Consider the following 14553-nt stretch of genomic DNA (forward strand, 5'->3'; position numbering starts at 1 on the left):
GTCACTCAGCCCCGTTCCGTCACCCCGGTCGCGAAGCCATCGACCAGTTCGCGGATGCGGGCGGGGTCGGATTGTTCCATCACGCGGCGGGCGAAGCGGGCGCAATCGCCGATGTCGAGCGACCGGACAGCCTGCTTCACGCGCGGGATGGCGCTGGCATTCATGGACAGGCAGCGGATGCCGAGCCCGAGCAGCAGGGGCACCAGGCGGGGGTTGCCGCCCATCTCCCCGCAGACGGAAACCGGCATGCGCAGCCGCAGCGCCGCTTCCGTCGCGAACTGCATCAGGCGCAGCACGGCGGGGTGCAGCGGGTCGTACAGATGCGCGACCTCCGCATCCCCCCGGTCCACGGCCAGCGTGTACATGGCCAAATCATTGGTGCCGATGGCGAAGAAGTCCGCCTCCAGCGCGATGGCATCGGCGGCGAGTGCCGCACCCGGCGTCTCGATCATCGCGCCGAGCTCGGGCAGCTTCTCCGGCAGTTTCTCCCCCCGCCGGCGCAGGCGTCGCGCCACGCGGTCATAGACCTCCCGCGCCGCCTTCACCTCGGCCGGGATCGTCACCATGGGCAGCAGCACGCGCACCGCGCCTTCGGGGGCACGGCCGGCCACGCGGAGGATGGCGGCGAATTGCGCCTCCAGCAATTCAGGCCGCTTCAGCAGCATCCGGATGCCGCGCAGGCCGAGGGCGGGGTTGGCGCTGGTCTGGGAAGGGACGCCGGCGGCCAGCGCCTCCATCTCCTTCTCCCCGCCCCAGTCGAGGACGCGGATGGTGATGGGGTCGCCGGCCATGGCTTCGACGATGGGGGCATAGGCCGCGACCTGCGCATCCTCGTCCGGCAGGTCTTCCCGATTCATGAACAGGAATTCGGTGCGCAGCAGGCCGATGCCCTGGGCGCCGGCCTGGGCGATCAGCGGCAGTTCGGCCGGGATCTCCATATTCGCCAGCAGCTCCACTTCCTCCCCATCCGTGGTGATGGAGGGCAGGCGGCGGAGCTTGGCGAGCTTGGTGCGTTCCCGCGCATAGACGCCGACCTGGTCCTTGGCCCAGGCCAGGGTCGCGGCGGTGGGGTGCAGCGCGATGGTGCCGGCGGCGCCATCCAGCACCATCTGGTCCCCGCGCCTGGCGGCTTCCGTCAGGCCATGGACGCCGAGCACGGCGGGAATGCCCAGCGCGCGGAGCATGATGGCGGTATGGCCATCGGCGCCGCCTTCCTCCGTCGCGACGCCGGCGATGCGGGCGGGGTCCAGCAGGGCGGCGTCGGCGGGGGTCACTTCCTCCGCTACCAGGATCGCGCCCTCGGGCACATCCTTGAAGCTGCGGAAGGGGTTCTGCGTGAGGTTGCGGGTCAGGCGGCGGGCGATCTCCCGCACCTCGCCCGCGCGGCGGCGGAGCCCGGCCTTGTCGTCGTCCTTGGCCGCCAGGATCACATCGGCGATCGCGTCGGCTTCATCCGCCACGGCGGTTTCCGCCGCCAGAAGGCCGGATTCGATGCGCTTGCGGGCGCCGCGGATCAGGCGCGAGTCGCCCAGCATCATGGCGTAGGCGTCGAGGAGGGGTTCGAGTTCCTCCTGCGCTTCCTCCGGCAGCACGCCGAGGCGCATCTTGAGCTTGGCGACCTGCTTGCGGCTGGCGGCGACGGCGGCGGCCAGGCGCTGCTTTTCCGCATCCACCGCGGTTTCCGCGATGCTGCGGCGCGGTGCCTCGGCGGGGGGTTCGGTGGTGTCGAAGACCGGCCCGATCGCGATGCCGGGGGACACGGCGATGCCCCGGATGACCGTTTCCTTCACCCGGCGCGCGGCACGACGATCGGCAACCGCGCCGCCTTTCGCTTCCGCCTTGTCGGGCTTGTCGGTCTTCATCCGGCCGTGAGCTTATCAGTCTTCATGGAAGCCAGCTTCGATCAGGCCGGCGATCGCGTCCATCGCTTCCTTGGCGTCCCAGCCCTCGGCCTCCACCACCACCTCGCTCCCCTGCCCGGCGCCGAGCATCATGAGCCCCATGATGGAGCAGGCCGGCACCGTCTGCCCGTGGCGAGAGACGTTGACGCAGGCGGAGAAGCGTTCGGCGACGGTGACCAGCTTGGCCGCCGCCCGGGCGTGCAGGCCGCGGCTGTTGATGATCTTGATCGTCTTGCGCATGACCAATCCGCCGGAGGGGTCGCAACCGCAGGGTCCTTCGCCCTCCGCCATCAGGGCAGCGCCCGGCTGGGGGCTGGCTTTCGCCTCCCCCGCTTCATCCGGCCATTCGTTCATGCAGTGCCTCCGGCGTCGCGCGCATGGCCGCCAGAAGACCCATTGGGGGAAGACCCATTGGGGGTGGAGCCATCGGGGGGGGTGCCATTCGGTTTCGGGGCCTCGGCCATGTCGGCCGCGCAGGCGATGTATTTCCGGCCGGCGGCAGTGGCATGCGCCACGGCCTCCGCCAGGGGCTCGGAGCCGCGGATCTTCGCGAGCTTCACCAGCAGCGGCAGGTTGACGCCGGCGATGACCTCCACCGTGCGGTGGTCGCAGAGCTGGAAGGCGAGGTTGGAGGGCGTGCCGCCCAGGATGTCCGTCAGCACCACGACGCCATCGCCCTGTTCCACGCCGGCGATGGAGGCGCGGATATCCTCCCGCCGCGTCTCCAGCTTGTCCTCGGGGAAGATGCAGACGGTCGCGACCGAGGCTTGCGGGCCCACCACGTGTTCCATGGCGAGACGCAGTTCCTCGGCGAGGCGGCCGTGGGTGACGAGGACCAATCCGATCATGATGAGTGCGACAGGGCCTCCCGCCCCGCAACAGGATTTTCTCCAGCGACCGCCCCCTGCGCAGTTGGGGCATGGGTGGCGGCCGAGGAAGCGAGTTCGCGGTGGATCAGGTCCACCCGCCAACCCAGCGAGGTCAAATGGGATGCCATGCGCTCCGCCACAAGCACGGAGCGGTGACGCCCGCCGGTGCAACCGAAGGCGAGCGTCAGGTACTTCTTCCCCTCCGCGACGTAGCGGGGCAACAGCAGGTCCAGCAGGCCCGTCATGCGGTCCCAGAATGGGAGGAAGGCGGGATCGGCCTCGACAAATGCCGCGATCTGGGATTCGCGACCGGTCATGGGGCGCAGCGCCGGGTCGTAATGCGGGTTGCGCAGGAAGCGGACGTCCAGCACCAGATCGGCTTCGCGCGGCAATCCCCGGGGAAAGCCGAAGGACAGGATGCCGATGCCGAGCCCCGCGGCATTGGCCGGGCGGAAGCGCTGTTCGATCTGGCGCCGAAGGTCCGGCAGGGGCAGGTCGGAGGTGTCGAGCACCACATCGGCCGCATCCAGCAGGGGGGCCAGCAGCGCGGATTCGCGGGCGATCCCCTCCTCCACCCGGCTGCCCATCGCCCCGCCCGGGGCCAGTGGGTGGCGGCGGCGGGTTTCGGAATAGCGACGCAGCAGGACCGGGGCCTCCGCCGTGGCGAAGACCAGGCTAACCGCGACATCCGGGCGGAGCCGGAGGCGGGAGACCACGCGCAGCACTTCCGACGCGTCGAAGCCGCGGGTGCGGGCATCGACGCCGATGGCCAGCGGCGTCGCGCCATCGCCGACCAGTTCCTCGATGATCGTCAGCGGCGGGTTGTCCACCGTCTCGAACCCCAGATCCTCCAAGGTGCGGAGGATGGAGGCCTTGCCGGCGCCGGACAGGCCGGAGACGAGGACGACGGGGCGGGCAGGCGGCAGGGGCGTGTCCATCACGCGGGAAACGCGCCGGCGGCCATGGCGGCGCGGCCACACGCGGCTTTCAACGCAAAGGCGACCTTGTCCGGCGCCGAGGGTTCCAGCCCGCGCAACGCCACCAGCGGCAGGGCGACGCCATGCGCCGTCCACTGGGCGGGCTCGGGCAGGCGGGGGGGCGCGGTGCTGCGCAGTTGGATCGCCAGGCGAAGGGGCGCGCTGGCCGAAGCGGGGAGGTCCCGCATCAGGCCGAGGCCCCGGATTTCCAGCATGCCGCGGAGCGGGGCGGGGGAGGAGGCGATCAGCGTGCCCTGTTCCGCCGCGACCTCCACCTGGTCATCGGCGACAAGGCTCCAGCCCAGGCCGAGGAGGCGGAGCACGAGGTCGGATTTCCCGGCGCCCGAGGGCCCCAGGATCAGCACGCCATCATCATCCAGGGCCACGCAGGACCCGTGCAGCGGCATAGCGGTCCGAAGACCCCCAATTCATGGCGGGCCGGACCATGGCAGAAAGGTGGCGGGAGTCAAATGAACGCCGATGGCAGCGGGAAGGATTGGCGCGGTTGCCTCGGCGAAGGGGGGCTGCCAGCCTGCGCGGCTGCATCGGGGAATGGCAGCGTGGCGATGATTGAGGCAGCAGATATCCAGGCAGCGGACATCGAGGCAGCAGCTGGGCGCATCGCGCCTTACGTGCGGCGGACGCCGGTGATGCGGATGGGCGGCGGCGACCTCGGCCTCGACATCCCTCTGATCCTGAAGCTGGAATTGCTGCAGGCCACGGGCAGCTTCAAGCCGCGCGGCGCCTTCAACCGGATGCTGTCCCTGCCGGTGCCGGAAGCCGGCGTCGCCACCGCTTCGGGCGGCAACCACGGCGCGGCCGTCGCCTATGCCGCCCGCGCGCTGGGCCACCGGGCGGAGGTCTTCTGCCCCGTGCCGACGCCGGCCGCCAAGACCGACCGCATCCGCGCCTATGGCGCCACGCTGCATCAGGTGGGCAACGCCTATGACGAGGCGCGGGAGGCGAGCGAGGCGCGGGCGGCGGAAACCGGCGCCATGATCGTCCATGCCTATGACCAGGCGGAGGTGCTGGCGGGCCAGGGCACGGTCGGGCTGGAATTGTGGCAGGACGCGCCGGAGGCGACGCATGTGCTGGTGGCGACCGGCGGCGGCGGGCTGATCGGCGGCATCGCCGCCTGGTATGCGGGCCGCGGCGCGGAGGTCATCAGCGTGGAGCCCGAGGGCTGCCCGACGCTGGCGACCGCGCTGCGGGAGGGCCGGCCCGTCCCCTGCCCCGTCGGCGGCCTGGCGGCAGACAGCCTGGGCGCGCGGCAGGTGGGCGCGCTGATGTTCGAGGTCGCGCGCCATCACGTGGCGCGGGCCGTGCTGGTGCCGGATGCGGCGATCCTCGATGCGCAGAAGCGGCTGTGGCAGGCGATGCGCCTGGTGGCGGAGCCGGGGGGCGCGACGGCGCTGGCGGCGCTGACCACCGGGGCCTTCGTGCCGCCGGCGGGGGCGCGGGTGGCTGTGGTGGTTTGTGGGAGCAATACCGACCCGTCCAAGGTCGTGTAAGGGGGGGGAGCGCTGCGCCCCCGCGCCCCCTCGCCAGGGCCGAACCGGCCCTGGACCGTCCTCAGTTGCCGAACAGGCGCTGGAAGCGGCCGAGGATTTCGGGAAGCGTCAGGCCGCTGGGCTGGGGCTGGGGGGCGGTGCCCTCCGGCACCCGGGCGCGGTAGCGGGCCAGGGCATCGCGCGTGCGCTCCAACCGCAACTCCACCGGCTCCGTCTGCGCGGTCGCGGCGCCGAGGCCGGTGACGCGGACCAGGGCAGCGCCGGCGGCGGGCAGTTCCTCCGCCGCGCGGGCCGCATCCTCCGCCTTGGGCGCGCAGGCGAGCGTCCGACCCTCCAGCGTGCAGGGCATCTCGAAATAGCGGTTGGGGGGGAAGCGGAGCTGGGCGGTGCCCGTCACGGCCAGCAGGCCGCGGCCGGCAGCTTCCAGCGTCAGGTCGCGGGCGGTGACCACGGGCACCAGGCGGCCGCCGCGGTCCTGCACTTCCAGGACCAGGGATGAACCACCGGCACCCTGCGCGCGCTCCACCGGTTCGCGGTGGCGCAGCAGGCAATCCGCGCGGTCCGTCATCCGGTCCGTGATGCAGGACAGGCGCCAGCTGCCGATCTCCTCCGGCGGGACGGCGGCGGGGGTCGTCACCGGTTGGGCGGCCGCGGGGACCGCGAAAAGAACGGCCGCGGGGCCCGCGGCCAAGGGGCCAGCCAGCAGGGCGAGGAGAAGGGCGTGGCTTGCTGCGGTCTTCATGACGGCGAAGATAGGCGGATGGAGGTCAAGGTTCCATGACACAGGTGCGATTCGCGGATGGCACGGCGGTGCCGGCACTCGGCCAGGGGACCTGGCACATGGGGGAACGGGGGTCCGACCGGCGGGCGGAAGCGGCCGCGCTGCGGCTCGGCCTCGACCTCGGCATGACCCTGATCGACACGGCGGAGATGTACGCCGAGGGCGGCGCGGAGGAGGTGGTGGCGGAGGCGATCGCGGGGCGGCGGGATGACTGCTTCCTCGTCTCCAAGGTCTATCCGCACAACGCTTCCGCCCGGAAGCTGCCGCTGGCGCTGGATGCCAGCCTGAAGCGCCTCAAGGTGGAGCGGATCGACCTGTATCTCCTGCACTGGCGCGGCGGCGTTCCGCTGGCGGAAACGGTGGCGGCGATGGAGAAGGCCGTCGCGGCGGGTAGGATCGCGCGCTGGGGCGTCTCCAACCTGGATGTGGACGACCTGGAGGAGCTGGGCCCGGCGCTGGCGGATTGCGCGACGGACCAGGTGCTGTGGAACCTGGAAGCCCGCGGCGTGGAGTTCGACCTGTTGCCCTTCTGCGCGGGGCGGGGGATGCCGGTGATGGCCTATTCGCCCGTGGGCCAGGGCGGCGCGCTGCTGCGGAATGCCGCGCTGAAGGCCATCGCGGCACGGCACGGGGTGACGCCCGCCCAGGTGGCGCTGGCCTTCGTGCTGGCCCGGCCGGGCGTGATCGCCATCCCCAAGGCGGCGGACCCCGCCCATGTGCGGCAGAACGCGGCGGCGCGCGACCTGCGCCTGGCGGCGGAGGATCTGGCGGCGCTGGACCAGGCCTTCCCGCCGCCCCGGCGCAAGCGCGCGCTGGCGATGCTGTAGCCGCACCGCCTATGCTGCGGCGGCGGAACAGGGAGCGCCGGGAATGGGCCTGCCAGGGGGCGTCTTCACGTTCGAGGGGGGTGACTGGCGGGCGAACCCGCTGGGGGATGCATGCCCGGCGGTGATGCCCCGGCCCGGCCTGGGCTGCCACCTGCCCATCAGCTGCTTCCCGCCGGCGGACACGCCGGTGCCGCAGCTGGCCGATGTGCCGATCACGGAGGAAGACCTGCTGCTGCTGGTCGGCCAGGGCAAGACCCTGCCCGGGACGCAGCGCCGCGTCTTCGACGCGCTGGTCGCCGCATCGAAATCCGGCGCCCTGTGGTTCCATGAGATCAGCCGCAGCGGGCTGCGGCTTTCCCACTTCCTCGCGCAATGCTGCATCGAGAGTTCGTCCTTCCAGAAGCTGGACGAAGGCTTCGTCTTCAACTCCCTGGCGGGACTGCTGGCGACCCACGGCAAATACCTGACGGAGGAACAGGCGAAGTCCTTCCTGCCGGAGGACCGGAAGACCCGCCACGACGCCATCACGCTGAAGCTGGGCGAGGCCAAGACGCCGGAGGAAAAGAAGGCGCTTGAGACGGCCCTGGCCGACAGCGACGCGGCGGAGAAGAGGAAGCCGCAGGAGCTGGCCAACACCGTCTATGCCAACCGCAACGGCAATGGCGGCGTCGATTCCGGCGATGGCTGGACCTATCGCGGGCGGGGGCTGATCCAGCTGACCGGGCGCGGCAACTACCGGGAGGCCGGCAAGGCCCTGGATTTGCCGCTGGAGGCGCAGCCGCAGCTGGTGTCGAAGGATGCGGAAATCGCCCTCAAGACCGCGTCCTGGTTCTGGACCCGGCACAAGCTGAACGACCATGCGGACGTCGATGATGCGCTGAAGGTCAGCCAGGCCATCAACCTCGGCCCCAACGCCGTGGGGGGCAAGGGGAAGCCGAACCACCTGAAGGAAAGGCAGGAGAAGACCGAAGCCGCGAAGACGATCTGGGGGGATTGGGCGCTGCGGTGAGCGGGTATCCGCTCCATCTAACGCCGTTCCTCGCGCTGCGCGGGCTGGAGGCGCTGGCGCCCTACCAATAGCCCTGCATGATCGCCCGCGCCCAATCGGGCTCCCGCACCTCGCCCCGCGGGTCGAAGCCCGTCATGTGCGGCTTGATGTCGAGGACGGGCGTGCCGTCGATGGCATCCAGCCCCCGGACCCGCAGCGCCATCCCCTGAACGCCGAGCAGCGCGCAGGTGGTGACGCCGATCCGGTTGGGCCGCGGCGATCCGCGCTGGCCGAGGATGCCGACGCGTGGCCAGTCCTGGCGCCCGCGCGGGTGGCGGGCATTGCGTTCGACCTTCGCGGGGTCGATGCGGTCGAAGACGAAGACCACCGTGACATGGCTGAAGGCATCGAGCCCGAGCGCGGCATCGGGGCCGAGCTGGGTGGGGTCCAGCAGGATCTCGGCCTCCACCCCGTCCCAGGCATCGTCCAGGGCCTCCGCCCTTCCGCCGCGGACATGGGCGATGGGCGTGAGGATCATCGGAACCCCCCTACTGGAAGATCGGCACCGCCGGCATGTCCGGCTGCGCGGGTGGTGGCGGCAGGTCGATGATGACGGTGCTCGGGTCCTGAAGCGGCGCGCGGTCCAGCCAGTAGGTCACGCTCTCCGGCCAGAAGATCACGATGGCGACGAGGATGAGCTGCAGGCCGAGCCAGGGCACAGCGCCCCAGTAGATGTCCCGCGTCAGCACCGATTTCGGCGCGATGCCGCGCAGGTAGAACAGCGCGAAGCCGAAGGGCGGATGCATGAAGCTGGTCTGCAGGTTGATGCAGATGAGGACGCCGAACCACACCAGGTCGATGCCGAGGTTCTTCGCGACCGGGGCCAGCAGCGGGATGACGATGAAGGCGATCTCGAAGAAATCGAGGAAGAAGGCCAGGAAGAAGATGAAGATGTTGACGAAGATCAGGAAGCCGGTCTGGCCGCCCGGCAGCTGCGCCAGCAGGTGCTCGATCCAGATGCCGCCATCGACGCCCTGGAACACGAGCGAGAAGACCGTCGCGCCGATCAGGATGAAGATGACCATGGAGGTGATGCGCATGGTGGTGCCCATGGCTTCGCGCACCAGCGGCCGCGTCAGGCGCCGGTTGATGGCGGCCAGCGCGATGGCGCCGATCACGCCCATGGCGCCGGCTTCCGTCGGCGTCGCCAGGCCCATGAAGATCGTGCCCAGCACCATGAAGATCAGCACGACGCTGGGCACCATGCCCTTCAGCACGCGCCACCACAGGCGCCAGGTCCGCGGCTCCAGCAGATCATCCGGCAGGGGCGGCACCTTATGGGGCGCGAAGATGCTGACCAGCGCGATGAAGGCGATGAACAGCGCGAGCTGGAGGATGGAGGGCCCGATGGCGCCCGCATACATGTCGCCGACGCTCTGGCCGAGCTGGTCGCCCAGCACGATCAGCACCAGCGACGGCGGGATGACCTGGGTGATGGTGCCGGATGCGGCGATGACGCCGGTCGCGATCCGCATGTCGTAGCCCGTGCGCATCATGATGGGCAGGCTGATCATGCCCATGGCGATGACGCTGGCCGCGACCGTGCCGGTGATGGCGCCCAGGATCGCGCCCACGATGATGACGGCATAGGCAAGCCCGCCCGGCACCTTGCCGAAAAGCTGCCCGGTGCCTTCCAGCAGGTCCTCCGCCAGGCCGCAGCGTTCCAGGATGGCGCCCATCAGCGTGAAGAAGGGGATGGCCAGCAGCAGGTCGTTCGACAGGATGTTGAAGATGCGCAGCGGCAGGTTGAACATCCAGGCTTCCGGGAAGAAGCCCAGCGAGACCGAGATGAAGCCGAAAAACAGGCCCACGGCGGCGAGCGAGAAGGCGGCCGGGAAGCCGATGAGCAGGAAGACGATCAGCCCCGCGAACATCAGCGGCGGCATCAGATCCTCATGCGGGATCGACGCGATATAGGAGAGGATGTTCATCGTGCCCTCAGACGTCGTGCCGCAGGCACGCCTGCGGCGTGACGGGCGCCGGCATCCGCCGGCTTGCCTTCGCGCCTAAGCGCTGTGGCGCGGGGCCACGCGCGAGCGCTGTGCGCGGGCCGCCGCTGGCGGCCGAAGTTGTGTTGCGGTGGGGCATGGGCCTATTGCTCGGGCCGGGCGTAGCTGGCGTGGATGCGGCCGTCTTCCAGCCGGATGCCGCGCAGCATGGCCACGCGCTTCACCAGTTCCGACAGCCCCTGCACCGCCATCAGCGCGAAGCCCAGCGGCAGCAGCAGCTTCACCGGCCAGCGGATCAGCCCGCCGGGGGAGGAGGAGGTCTCCGCCCGCATCCAGCTTTCCACGAAGAAGGGCCAGGTCATCCAGGCCAGCAGCACCATCGCAGGCAGCAGGAACAGCCCGATGCCGACCACATCCACCCAGATCCGCGCCCTTTCGCTGATCGAGCCATAGATCAGGTCCACCCGCACATGTTCGTTGCGGAACAATGTGTAGGCGGCGCCCAGCATCACCACGGCGGCGAAGAAGTACCACTGCACCTCCAGCCAGGCATTGGAGCCGGAGGAGAAGCCATAGCGCGCGAAGGCATTGCCCGCGCTGACCAGGCAGGCGAGCAGCACCAGCCAATCGGCCAGGCGGCCGAAGGCTGTATTCATGGCATCGACGCCGCGACTGAAGGCGAGCAAGGGGCCCATGGAGACGGGCGCACTCCCTGGATTTCGATGGTTTGGGCGCCGGGGCGCCGAGTGGCGCCATCTAGCCCCGCAGGTCCCCCCAGGCCAAGGGGCATTCAGGGGAGGGTCATTCAGGGGCAGGCGGGCGGGGATGCAACCGGGGGCATGGCCGGACCGTTGCGGGGTGTCCATGATCCACCCTCCCCCTTCTGCCCCGGCGCCTGGCTGCGTATCGTCGCCGCCGTGATGCCCCCCGCCACCCCGCCGTGCTGACGGCACTCTCCCTCACGCTGGCTTTGCTGGTGGTGCTGGCCATCGTGCCGGTCCTTGCGGCCGGCCGGGGGCTGCCGGGCGGGCTGCCAGTCGGGCTGCCAGTCGGGCTGCCGGTCGGTTTCCTGGTGCATGGGGGGTCGCTGCTGGCGGCGCTGGTCTTCGCGGGCTGCGGGCTGGCGGCGCTGCTGGGGGGCGCGCCGGCGCCGCGGGCGCTGATGCCGGGAAGCTGGGCGCCGATGCTGCTGGCGCTGGATGGCCTGTCGGCCTGGTTCCTGCTGCTGCTCGGGCTGGCGGGCGCCTGTTCGGCGCTGTTCGCCCTGGCCCATTACAGCCACGCCCCCGCCCGCGTGCTGGCGGCCTACCCGCTGTTCCTGGCCGCCATGGCGCTGACCCTGCTGGCCGCCGACGGCTTCACCCTGCTGCTGGGATTCGAGGGCATGTCCCTCGCCTCCTGGGCGCTGGTCGCGGCCGACCACGACCGGCCGGAGAACCGGCGGGCGGCGCGCCTCTACCTCATCTTCGCGATCCTGTCGGGCATCTGCCTGGTGCCGGCGGTGGGGCTGCTGGCGGTGGGGGGCGACATCGCCTTCGCCGCCATGCGCGAAGCCCCGCCGGAGGGCTGGCGCGCCGCCGCGATCCTGGCACTGGTGGTGGCCGGCGCGGGGGCCAAGGCGGGGCTCGTTCCCCTCCATGCCTGGCTGCCGCTGGCCCATCCGGCGGCGCCGAGCCATGTCTCCGCCCTGATGTCGGGCGCCATGACCAAGGTCGCCGTCTATGTCCTGGCGCGGCTGCTGCTCGACCTGTCGGGCCCCGCGCAGCCGATCTGGTGGGGCGTGCCGCTGCTGGTGCTGGGCGCGGCGTCCGCCGTGCTGGGGGCGCTGCGCGCCAATCTGGAGGAGGACAGCAAGACCCTGCTGGCCTGTTCCACCATCGAGAATATCGGGCTGATCGCCATCGGGCTCGGCCTGGCCTGCGCCTTCCGCGCGGCCGACCTGGGGGCGCTGGCGGGGCTGGCGGCCGGGGCGGCGCTGCTGCACGCGCTGAACCACGCCATGTTCAAGTCGCTGCTGTTCCTGGGGCTGGGGGAGGTGCTGCATGGCGCGGCCTCCCGACGCCTGGATCGCCTCGGCGGGCTGATCCACGCCATGCCCTGGACCGCGGCCGCGGTACTGGTGGGGGTGGGGGCGGCGGCGAGCCTGCCGCCGCTGTCCGGCTTCGCCAGCGAATGGCTGCTGCTGCAGGCGCTGCTGGCGGCCTGGCGGGTCGGTGACCTCGCCTTCCAGGTGCTGGCGGTGGGGGTGGCGGCGCTGGCCGCGCTGGCGGCGGCGCTGGCGGCGGCGGCGATGGTGCGGCTGTTCGGCCTGGCCTTCCTCGGCCGGCCGAGGACGCCGCGGGCGGCCGGTGCGCAGGACGGCCCCTGGTTCGCCCGCGCCGCGCTGCTGCTGCCGGCGGGGCTGACGGTGCTGTTCGGCCTGCTGCCGGGGCCGATGCTGTCCCTGGCCGAAGGCGCGCTGCAGGGGCTGGTGCGGCAGGATGTGACGGAACGCGCGACGATCGGCGCCATCCGCGTCGGCGATGGCGCCGGGGCCTATATGCCGATCGGCATCGCGCTGCTGCTGGCGGTGCTGGGGGCGGCCATCGTCTTCGCCGTCAAGCGCCGGGCGCCGGCGGGGGTGGCGCGGAGCCCGGCCTGGGATTGCGGCTTCATCGCGCCCCCGCAGCACCTGCCCTTCGGCGACCCGATCACCCAGCCGAGTGCCGCGGGGCTCGGCCAGCCGCTGCGGCGGATGCTGGGCAACCCCGTGCTGGCGGTGCATGAGGGCGTGACCATGCCGCCGCCCGGCGATCCATCCCCCGCGCGGATCGAGGCCGGGTTCAGCGACCCGTCGGACCGACTGCTGCTGGCGCCCCTGGCCCGGCTGCGGGACGCGATCGTGGTCCGGACGGAAAGGCTGCGGGACCTGACCCTCGCCCAATGCCTGATGCTGCCCTTCGGCACGCTGGTCGCGCTGCTGGCGCTGATCGCCTGGCTGGAGGCGCGATGATGGCCTTCCTGGCGGGGCTGCTGACCCAGGCGATCCACCTGGCGCTGATGCTGGTGGCAGCGCCGCTCGTCGTCGGCGTCATCCGCTGGCTGAAGGCGCGGATGATGGGGCGGATCGGCGCCAGCCCCCTCCAGCCGTTGCGGGACTTTCGGAAGTTGCTGCTGAAGCGGCCGGTGCTGGCGGACAATGCGAGCTGGATCAGCCGGGCGTCGCCCTATCTCGGCGCCGGCGCGGCGCTGGCGGCGGTGGCGCTGGTGCCGTCATTCGCGCGGGGCATGGCCTTCGCGCCGCTCGCGGACCTCGTGCTGATCGCGGGGCTGCTGGCGCTGGGGCGGGTGGCGATGGCGCTGGCGGGGCTGGATGTCGGCACGGCCTTTGGCGGGCTCGGCGCGGCGCGGGAGATGAGCTTCGCGGCACTGGCGGAACCCGCGCTTCTGCTGGCGGTGATGAGCTTCGCGATCCTGGCCGGGACCACCGGGCTCGATTCCATCGCGGGCACCTTCCAGGAGGGGGCGCTGGGCCTGCGCGTCTCGCTCGGCCTGGCGCTGGTGGCGCTGCTGGCGGTGGCGGTGGCGGAGAATGCGCGCATCCCCGTGGACAACCCGGCGACGCACCTCGAACTGACCATGGTGCATGAGGCGATGATCCTGGAAGCCTCCGGCCGCCACCTGGCGCTGTGGGAGGCCGCGGCGGCGCTGCGCCTGACGCTGTGGCTGGCGCTGCTGGCGGCGATCTTCTTTCCCTTCGGCACCGCGCCCGCGGGCTTCGCGCCGGTGGCGTGGGTGGTAGGGCTGCTGGCCTTCGTGGCCAAGATCGGCGTGCTGTGCCTGGCGCTGGCCTGTTTCGAGAGCGCGATCGCCAAGATGCGCGTCTTCCGGGTGCCGGAATTCCTCGGCGCGGCCCTGCTGCTGGGGCTGCTGGGCGCGCTGCTGCTGTTTGTCTCGACGAGGCTGGCATGACCTTCGGATCGCCCGCCTATGACATCGCGCATCTGCTGGGGGGTGGCGTGCTGCTGCTGTCCTTCGTGCTGCTCTACCAGCGGCGGATCGACGCGGTGATCAACGCCTTCGCGGTGCAGGGCGCGCTGCTGGCCGCGGCCGCGGCCTGGCAGGGCTACATCCAGGGGGCGGCGGGGCTCTATGTGACCGCGGTGATCGCGGTGGTGGCGAAGGCGGTGCTGATTCCGCTGGCGCTGCGCCATGTGCTGGGGCGCTTCGGCTTGCAGCGGGCGGTGGAGCCGGCACTGGGAGTGGGGCCTTCGCTGGTGGCGGCGGTGGCGCTGGTCGGCCTTTCGGTGCTGGTGGTGCTGCCCATCACCGCGGGGCAGGCGCAGGCGCTGACGAGGGAGGATCTGGCGCTGGCGCTGTCCGTCGTGCTGCTGGGCATGCTGATGATGATCACGCGGCGCAACGCCATCAGCCAGGTGATCGGGCTGATGAGCCTGGAGAACGGCCTGATCCTGGGCGCCGTCGCCGTGACGGGGATGCCGCTGGTGGTGGAATTGTCCACGGCGGCGCTGGTGCTGATGGTGGCGGTGGTCGGCGGCGTCGTCGTCTTCCAGATCCGCGGGCGGCTGGAGACGCTGGATACGTCCTTCCTGCATCGGGCGCGGGGGGAGGAGCCGCCGGCATGAGGGCTTCGCTGGTGAGTTGGGGAAGGCGCTGCCTTCCCCAAACCCCATCCGCCAGGAGGCAGAGC

Annotated in this window: 15 protein-coding genes; 6 read left to right on the forward strand and 9 right to left on the reverse strand. The window is 71.3% G+C overall.

Annotated features, from left to right (window positions below):
- Nucleotides 1-5: 5 nt before the first annotated feature.
- The 5 genes from ptsP to ACTIE5_RS20340 form a co-directional block, all read right to left on the reverse strand.
- Nucleotides 6-1862, reverse strand: coding sequence for a phosphoenolpyruvate--protein phosphotransferase (gene ptsP, locus ACTIE5_RS20320; RefSeq protein ID WP_439551542.1), 1857 nt, complete (start codon nucleotides 1860-1862; stop codon nucleotides 6-8).
- A 15-nt stretch (nucleotides 1863-1877) separates the two neighbouring features.
- Entirely contained in the window at nucleotides 1878-2141 is a 264-nt protein-coding gene (locus tag ACTIE5_RS20325) for an HPr family phosphocarrier protein (RefSeq protein ID WP_245762055.1), read from the reverse strand.
- A 110-nt stretch (nucleotides 2142-2251) separates the two neighbouring features.
- A complete protein-coding gene (locus ACTIE5_RS20330) occupies nucleotides 2252-2749 on the reverse strand; it encodes a PTS sugar transporter subunit IIA (protein ID WP_439551543.1) in 498 nt (165 codons plus the stop codon).
- Nucleotides 2746-3708: an RNase adapter RapZ gene (gene rapZ / locus ACTIE5_RS20335; protein WP_439551556.1), complete on the reverse strand. Its 963-nt coding sequence runs from the start codon at nucleotides 3706-3708 to the stop codon at nucleotides 2746-2748. Before rapZ ends, ACTIE5_RS20330 begins: the two co-directional genes overlap by 4 nt.
- On the reverse strand, nucleotides 3708-4154 hold the full coding sequence (locus tag ACTIE5_RS20340; RefSeq protein ID WP_439551544.1) for an HPr kinase/phosphorylase: 447 nt from the start codon (nucleotides 4152-4154) through the stop codon (nucleotides 3708-3710). Before ACTIE5_RS20340 ends, rapZ begins: the two co-directional genes overlap by 1 nt.
- A 159-nt stretch (nucleotides 4155-4313) precedes the next feature.
- Between ACTIE5_RS20340 and ACTIE5_RS20345 the strand changes: the two genes are divergently transcribed.
- Nucleotides 4314-5258 (forward strand): threonine/serine dehydratase, encoded by a 945-nt coding sequence (locus tag ACTIE5_RS20345; protein WP_439551557.1) that lies wholly within the window; start codon nucleotides 4314-4316, stop codon nucleotides 5256-5258.
- Between the two features lie 61 nt (nucleotides 5259-5319).
- On the opposite strand, the gene ACTIE5_RS20350 is transcribed toward ACTIE5_RS20345, so the two are convergent.
- Nucleotides 5320-5895 carry a hypothetical protein gene (locus ACTIE5_RS20350; RefSeq protein ID WP_439551545.1) on the reverse strand — a complete coding sequence of 192 codons (576 nt, stop codon included), beginning with the start codon at nucleotides 5893-5895 and terminating at the stop codon, nucleotides 5320-5322.
- A 140-nt stretch (nucleotides 5896-6035) separates the two neighbouring features.
- On the opposite strand from ACTIE5_RS20350, the gene ACTIE5_RS20355 reads away from it, so the two are divergent.
- Both ACTIE5_RS20355 and ACTIE5_RS20360 read left to right on the forward strand, forming a co-directional pair.
- Nucleotides 6036-6866 carry an aldo/keto reductase gene (locus tag ACTIE5_RS20355; protein WP_439551546.1) on the forward strand — a complete coding sequence of 277 codons (831 nt, stop codon included), beginning with the start codon at nucleotides 6036-6038 and terminating at the stop codon, nucleotides 6864-6866.
- A gap of 124 nt (nucleotides 6867-6990) precedes the next feature.
- Nucleotides 6991-7875 (forward strand): glycoside hydrolase family 19 protein, encoded by an 885-nt coding sequence (locus ACTIE5_RS20360; RefSeq protein ID WP_439551547.1) that lies wholly within the window; start codon nucleotides 6991-6993, stop codon nucleotides 7873-7875.
- A gap of 61 nt (nucleotides 7876-7936) precedes the next feature.
- On the opposite strand, the gene ACTIE5_RS20365 is transcribed toward ACTIE5_RS20360, so the two are convergent.
- The 3 genes from ACTIE5_RS20365 to ACTIE5_RS20375 all read right to left on the reverse strand — a co-directional run bounded on the left by ACTIE5_RS20365 (nucleotide 7937) and on the right by ACTIE5_RS20375 (nucleotide 10558).
- Entirely contained in the window at nucleotides 7937-8392 is a 456-nt protein-coding gene (locus ACTIE5_RS20365; protein WP_439551548.1) for an SAM-dependent methyltransferase, read from the reverse strand.
- Between the two features lie 10 nt (nucleotides 8393-8402).
- Nucleotides 8403-9845, reverse strand: a complete 1443-nt coding sequence (locus ACTIE5_RS20370) for a TRAP transporter large permease (RefSeq protein ID WP_439551549.1) — start codon at nucleotides 9843-9845, stop codon at nucleotides 8403-8405.
- A 161-nt stretch (nucleotides 9846-10006) separates the two neighbouring features.
- A complete protein-coding gene (locus ACTIE5_RS20375; protein ID WP_439551550.1) occupies nucleotides 10007-10558 on the reverse strand; it encodes a TRAP transporter small permease subunit in 552 nt (183 codons plus the stop codon).
- 245 nt (nucleotides 10559-10803) lie between these two features.
- On the opposite strand from ACTIE5_RS20375, the gene ACTIE5_RS20380 reads away from it, so the two are divergent.
- From ACTIE5_RS20380 to ACTIE5_RS20390, 3 genes are read left to right on the forward strand one after another with little or no spacing between them, the layout of a single operon-like run.
- Nucleotides 10804-12855, forward strand: a complete 2052-nt coding sequence (locus ACTIE5_RS20380) for a proton-conducting transporter transmembrane domain-containing protein (RefSeq protein ID WP_439551551.1) — start codon at nucleotides 10804-10806, stop codon at nucleotides 12853-12855.
- Nucleotides 12852-13814 (forward strand): respiratory chain complex I subunit 1 family protein, encoded by a 963-nt coding sequence (locus ACTIE5_RS20385; RefSeq protein ID WP_439551552.1) that lies wholly within the window; start codon nucleotides 12852-12854, stop codon nucleotides 13812-13814. Before ACTIE5_RS20380 ends, ACTIE5_RS20385 begins: the two co-directional genes overlap by 4 nt.
- Nucleotides 13811-14488 carry a hydrogenase-4 component E gene (locus tag ACTIE5_RS20390; RefSeq protein WP_439551553.1) on the forward strand — a complete coding sequence of 226 codons (678 nt, stop codon included), beginning with the start codon at nucleotides 13811-13813 and terminating at the stop codon, nucleotides 14486-14488. The genes ACTIE5_RS20385 and ACTIE5_RS20390 overlap by 4 nt, the downstream gene beginning before the upstream one ends.
- Nucleotides 14489-14553 lie beyond the last annotated feature (65 nt).

Origin of the sequence: Falsiroseomonas sp., assembly GCF_051859025.1 — a bacterium.
GTDB lineage: Bacteria > Pseudomonadota > Alphaproteobacteria > Acetobacterales > Acetobacteraceae > Falsiroseomonas.

Bases quoted from the DNA above. Each gene is read 5' to 3' on its own strand.
- ACTIE5_RS20390 (WP_439551553.1), top strand. From the start codon at position 13,811: ATGACCTTCGGATCGCCCGCCTATGACATCGCGCATCTGCTGGGGGGT.
- ACTIE5_RS20340 (WP_439551544.1), bottom strand. From the start codon at position 4,154: ATGCCGCTGCACGGGTCCTGCGTGGCCCTGGATGATGATGGCGTGCTG.
- ACTIE5_RS20345 (WP_439551557.1), top strand. From the start codon at position 4,314: ATGATTGAGGCAGCAGATATCCAGGCAGCGGACATCGAGGCAGCAGCT.
- ACTIE5_RS20325 (WP_245762055.1), bottom strand. From the start codon at position 2,141: ATGCGCAAGACGATCAAGATCATCAACAGCCGCGGCCTGCACGCCCGG.
- ACTIE5_RS20375 (WP_439551550.1), bottom strand. From the start codon at position 10,558: ATGGGCCCCTTGCTCGCCTTCAGTCGCGGCGTCGATGCCATGAATACA.
- rapZ (WP_439551556.1), bottom strand. From the start codon at position 3,708: ATGGACACGCCCCTGCCGCCTGCCCGCCCCGTCGTCCTCGTCTCCGGC.
- ACTIE5_RS20370 (WP_439551549.1), bottom strand. From the start codon at position 9,845: ATGAACATCCTCTCCTATATCGCGTCGATCCCGCATGAGGATCTGATG.
- ACTIE5_RS20385 (WP_439551552.1), top strand. From the start codon at position 12,852: ATGATGGCCTTCCTGGCGGGGCTGCTGACCCAGGCGATCCACCTGGCG.
- ACTIE5_RS20365 (WP_439551548.1), bottom strand. From the start codon at position 8,392: ATGATCCTCACGCCCATCGCCCATGTCCGCGGCGGAAGGGCGGAGGCC.
- ACTIE5_RS20360 (WP_439551547.1), top strand. From the start codon at position 6,991: ATGCCCCGGCCCGGCCTGGGCTGCCACCTGCCCATCAGCTGCTTCCCG.
- ACTIE5_RS20330 (WP_439551543.1), bottom strand. From the start codon at position 2,749: ATGATCGGATTGGTCCTCGTCACCCACGGCCGCCTCGCCGAGGAACTG.
- ACTIE5_RS20355 (WP_439551546.1), top strand. From the start codon at position 6,036: ATGACACAGGTGCGATTCGCGGATGGCACGGCGGTGCCGGCACTCGGC.
- ptsP (WP_439551542.1), bottom strand. From the start codon at position 1,862: ATGAAGACCGACAAGCCCGACAAGGCGGAAGCGAAAGGCGGCGCGGTT.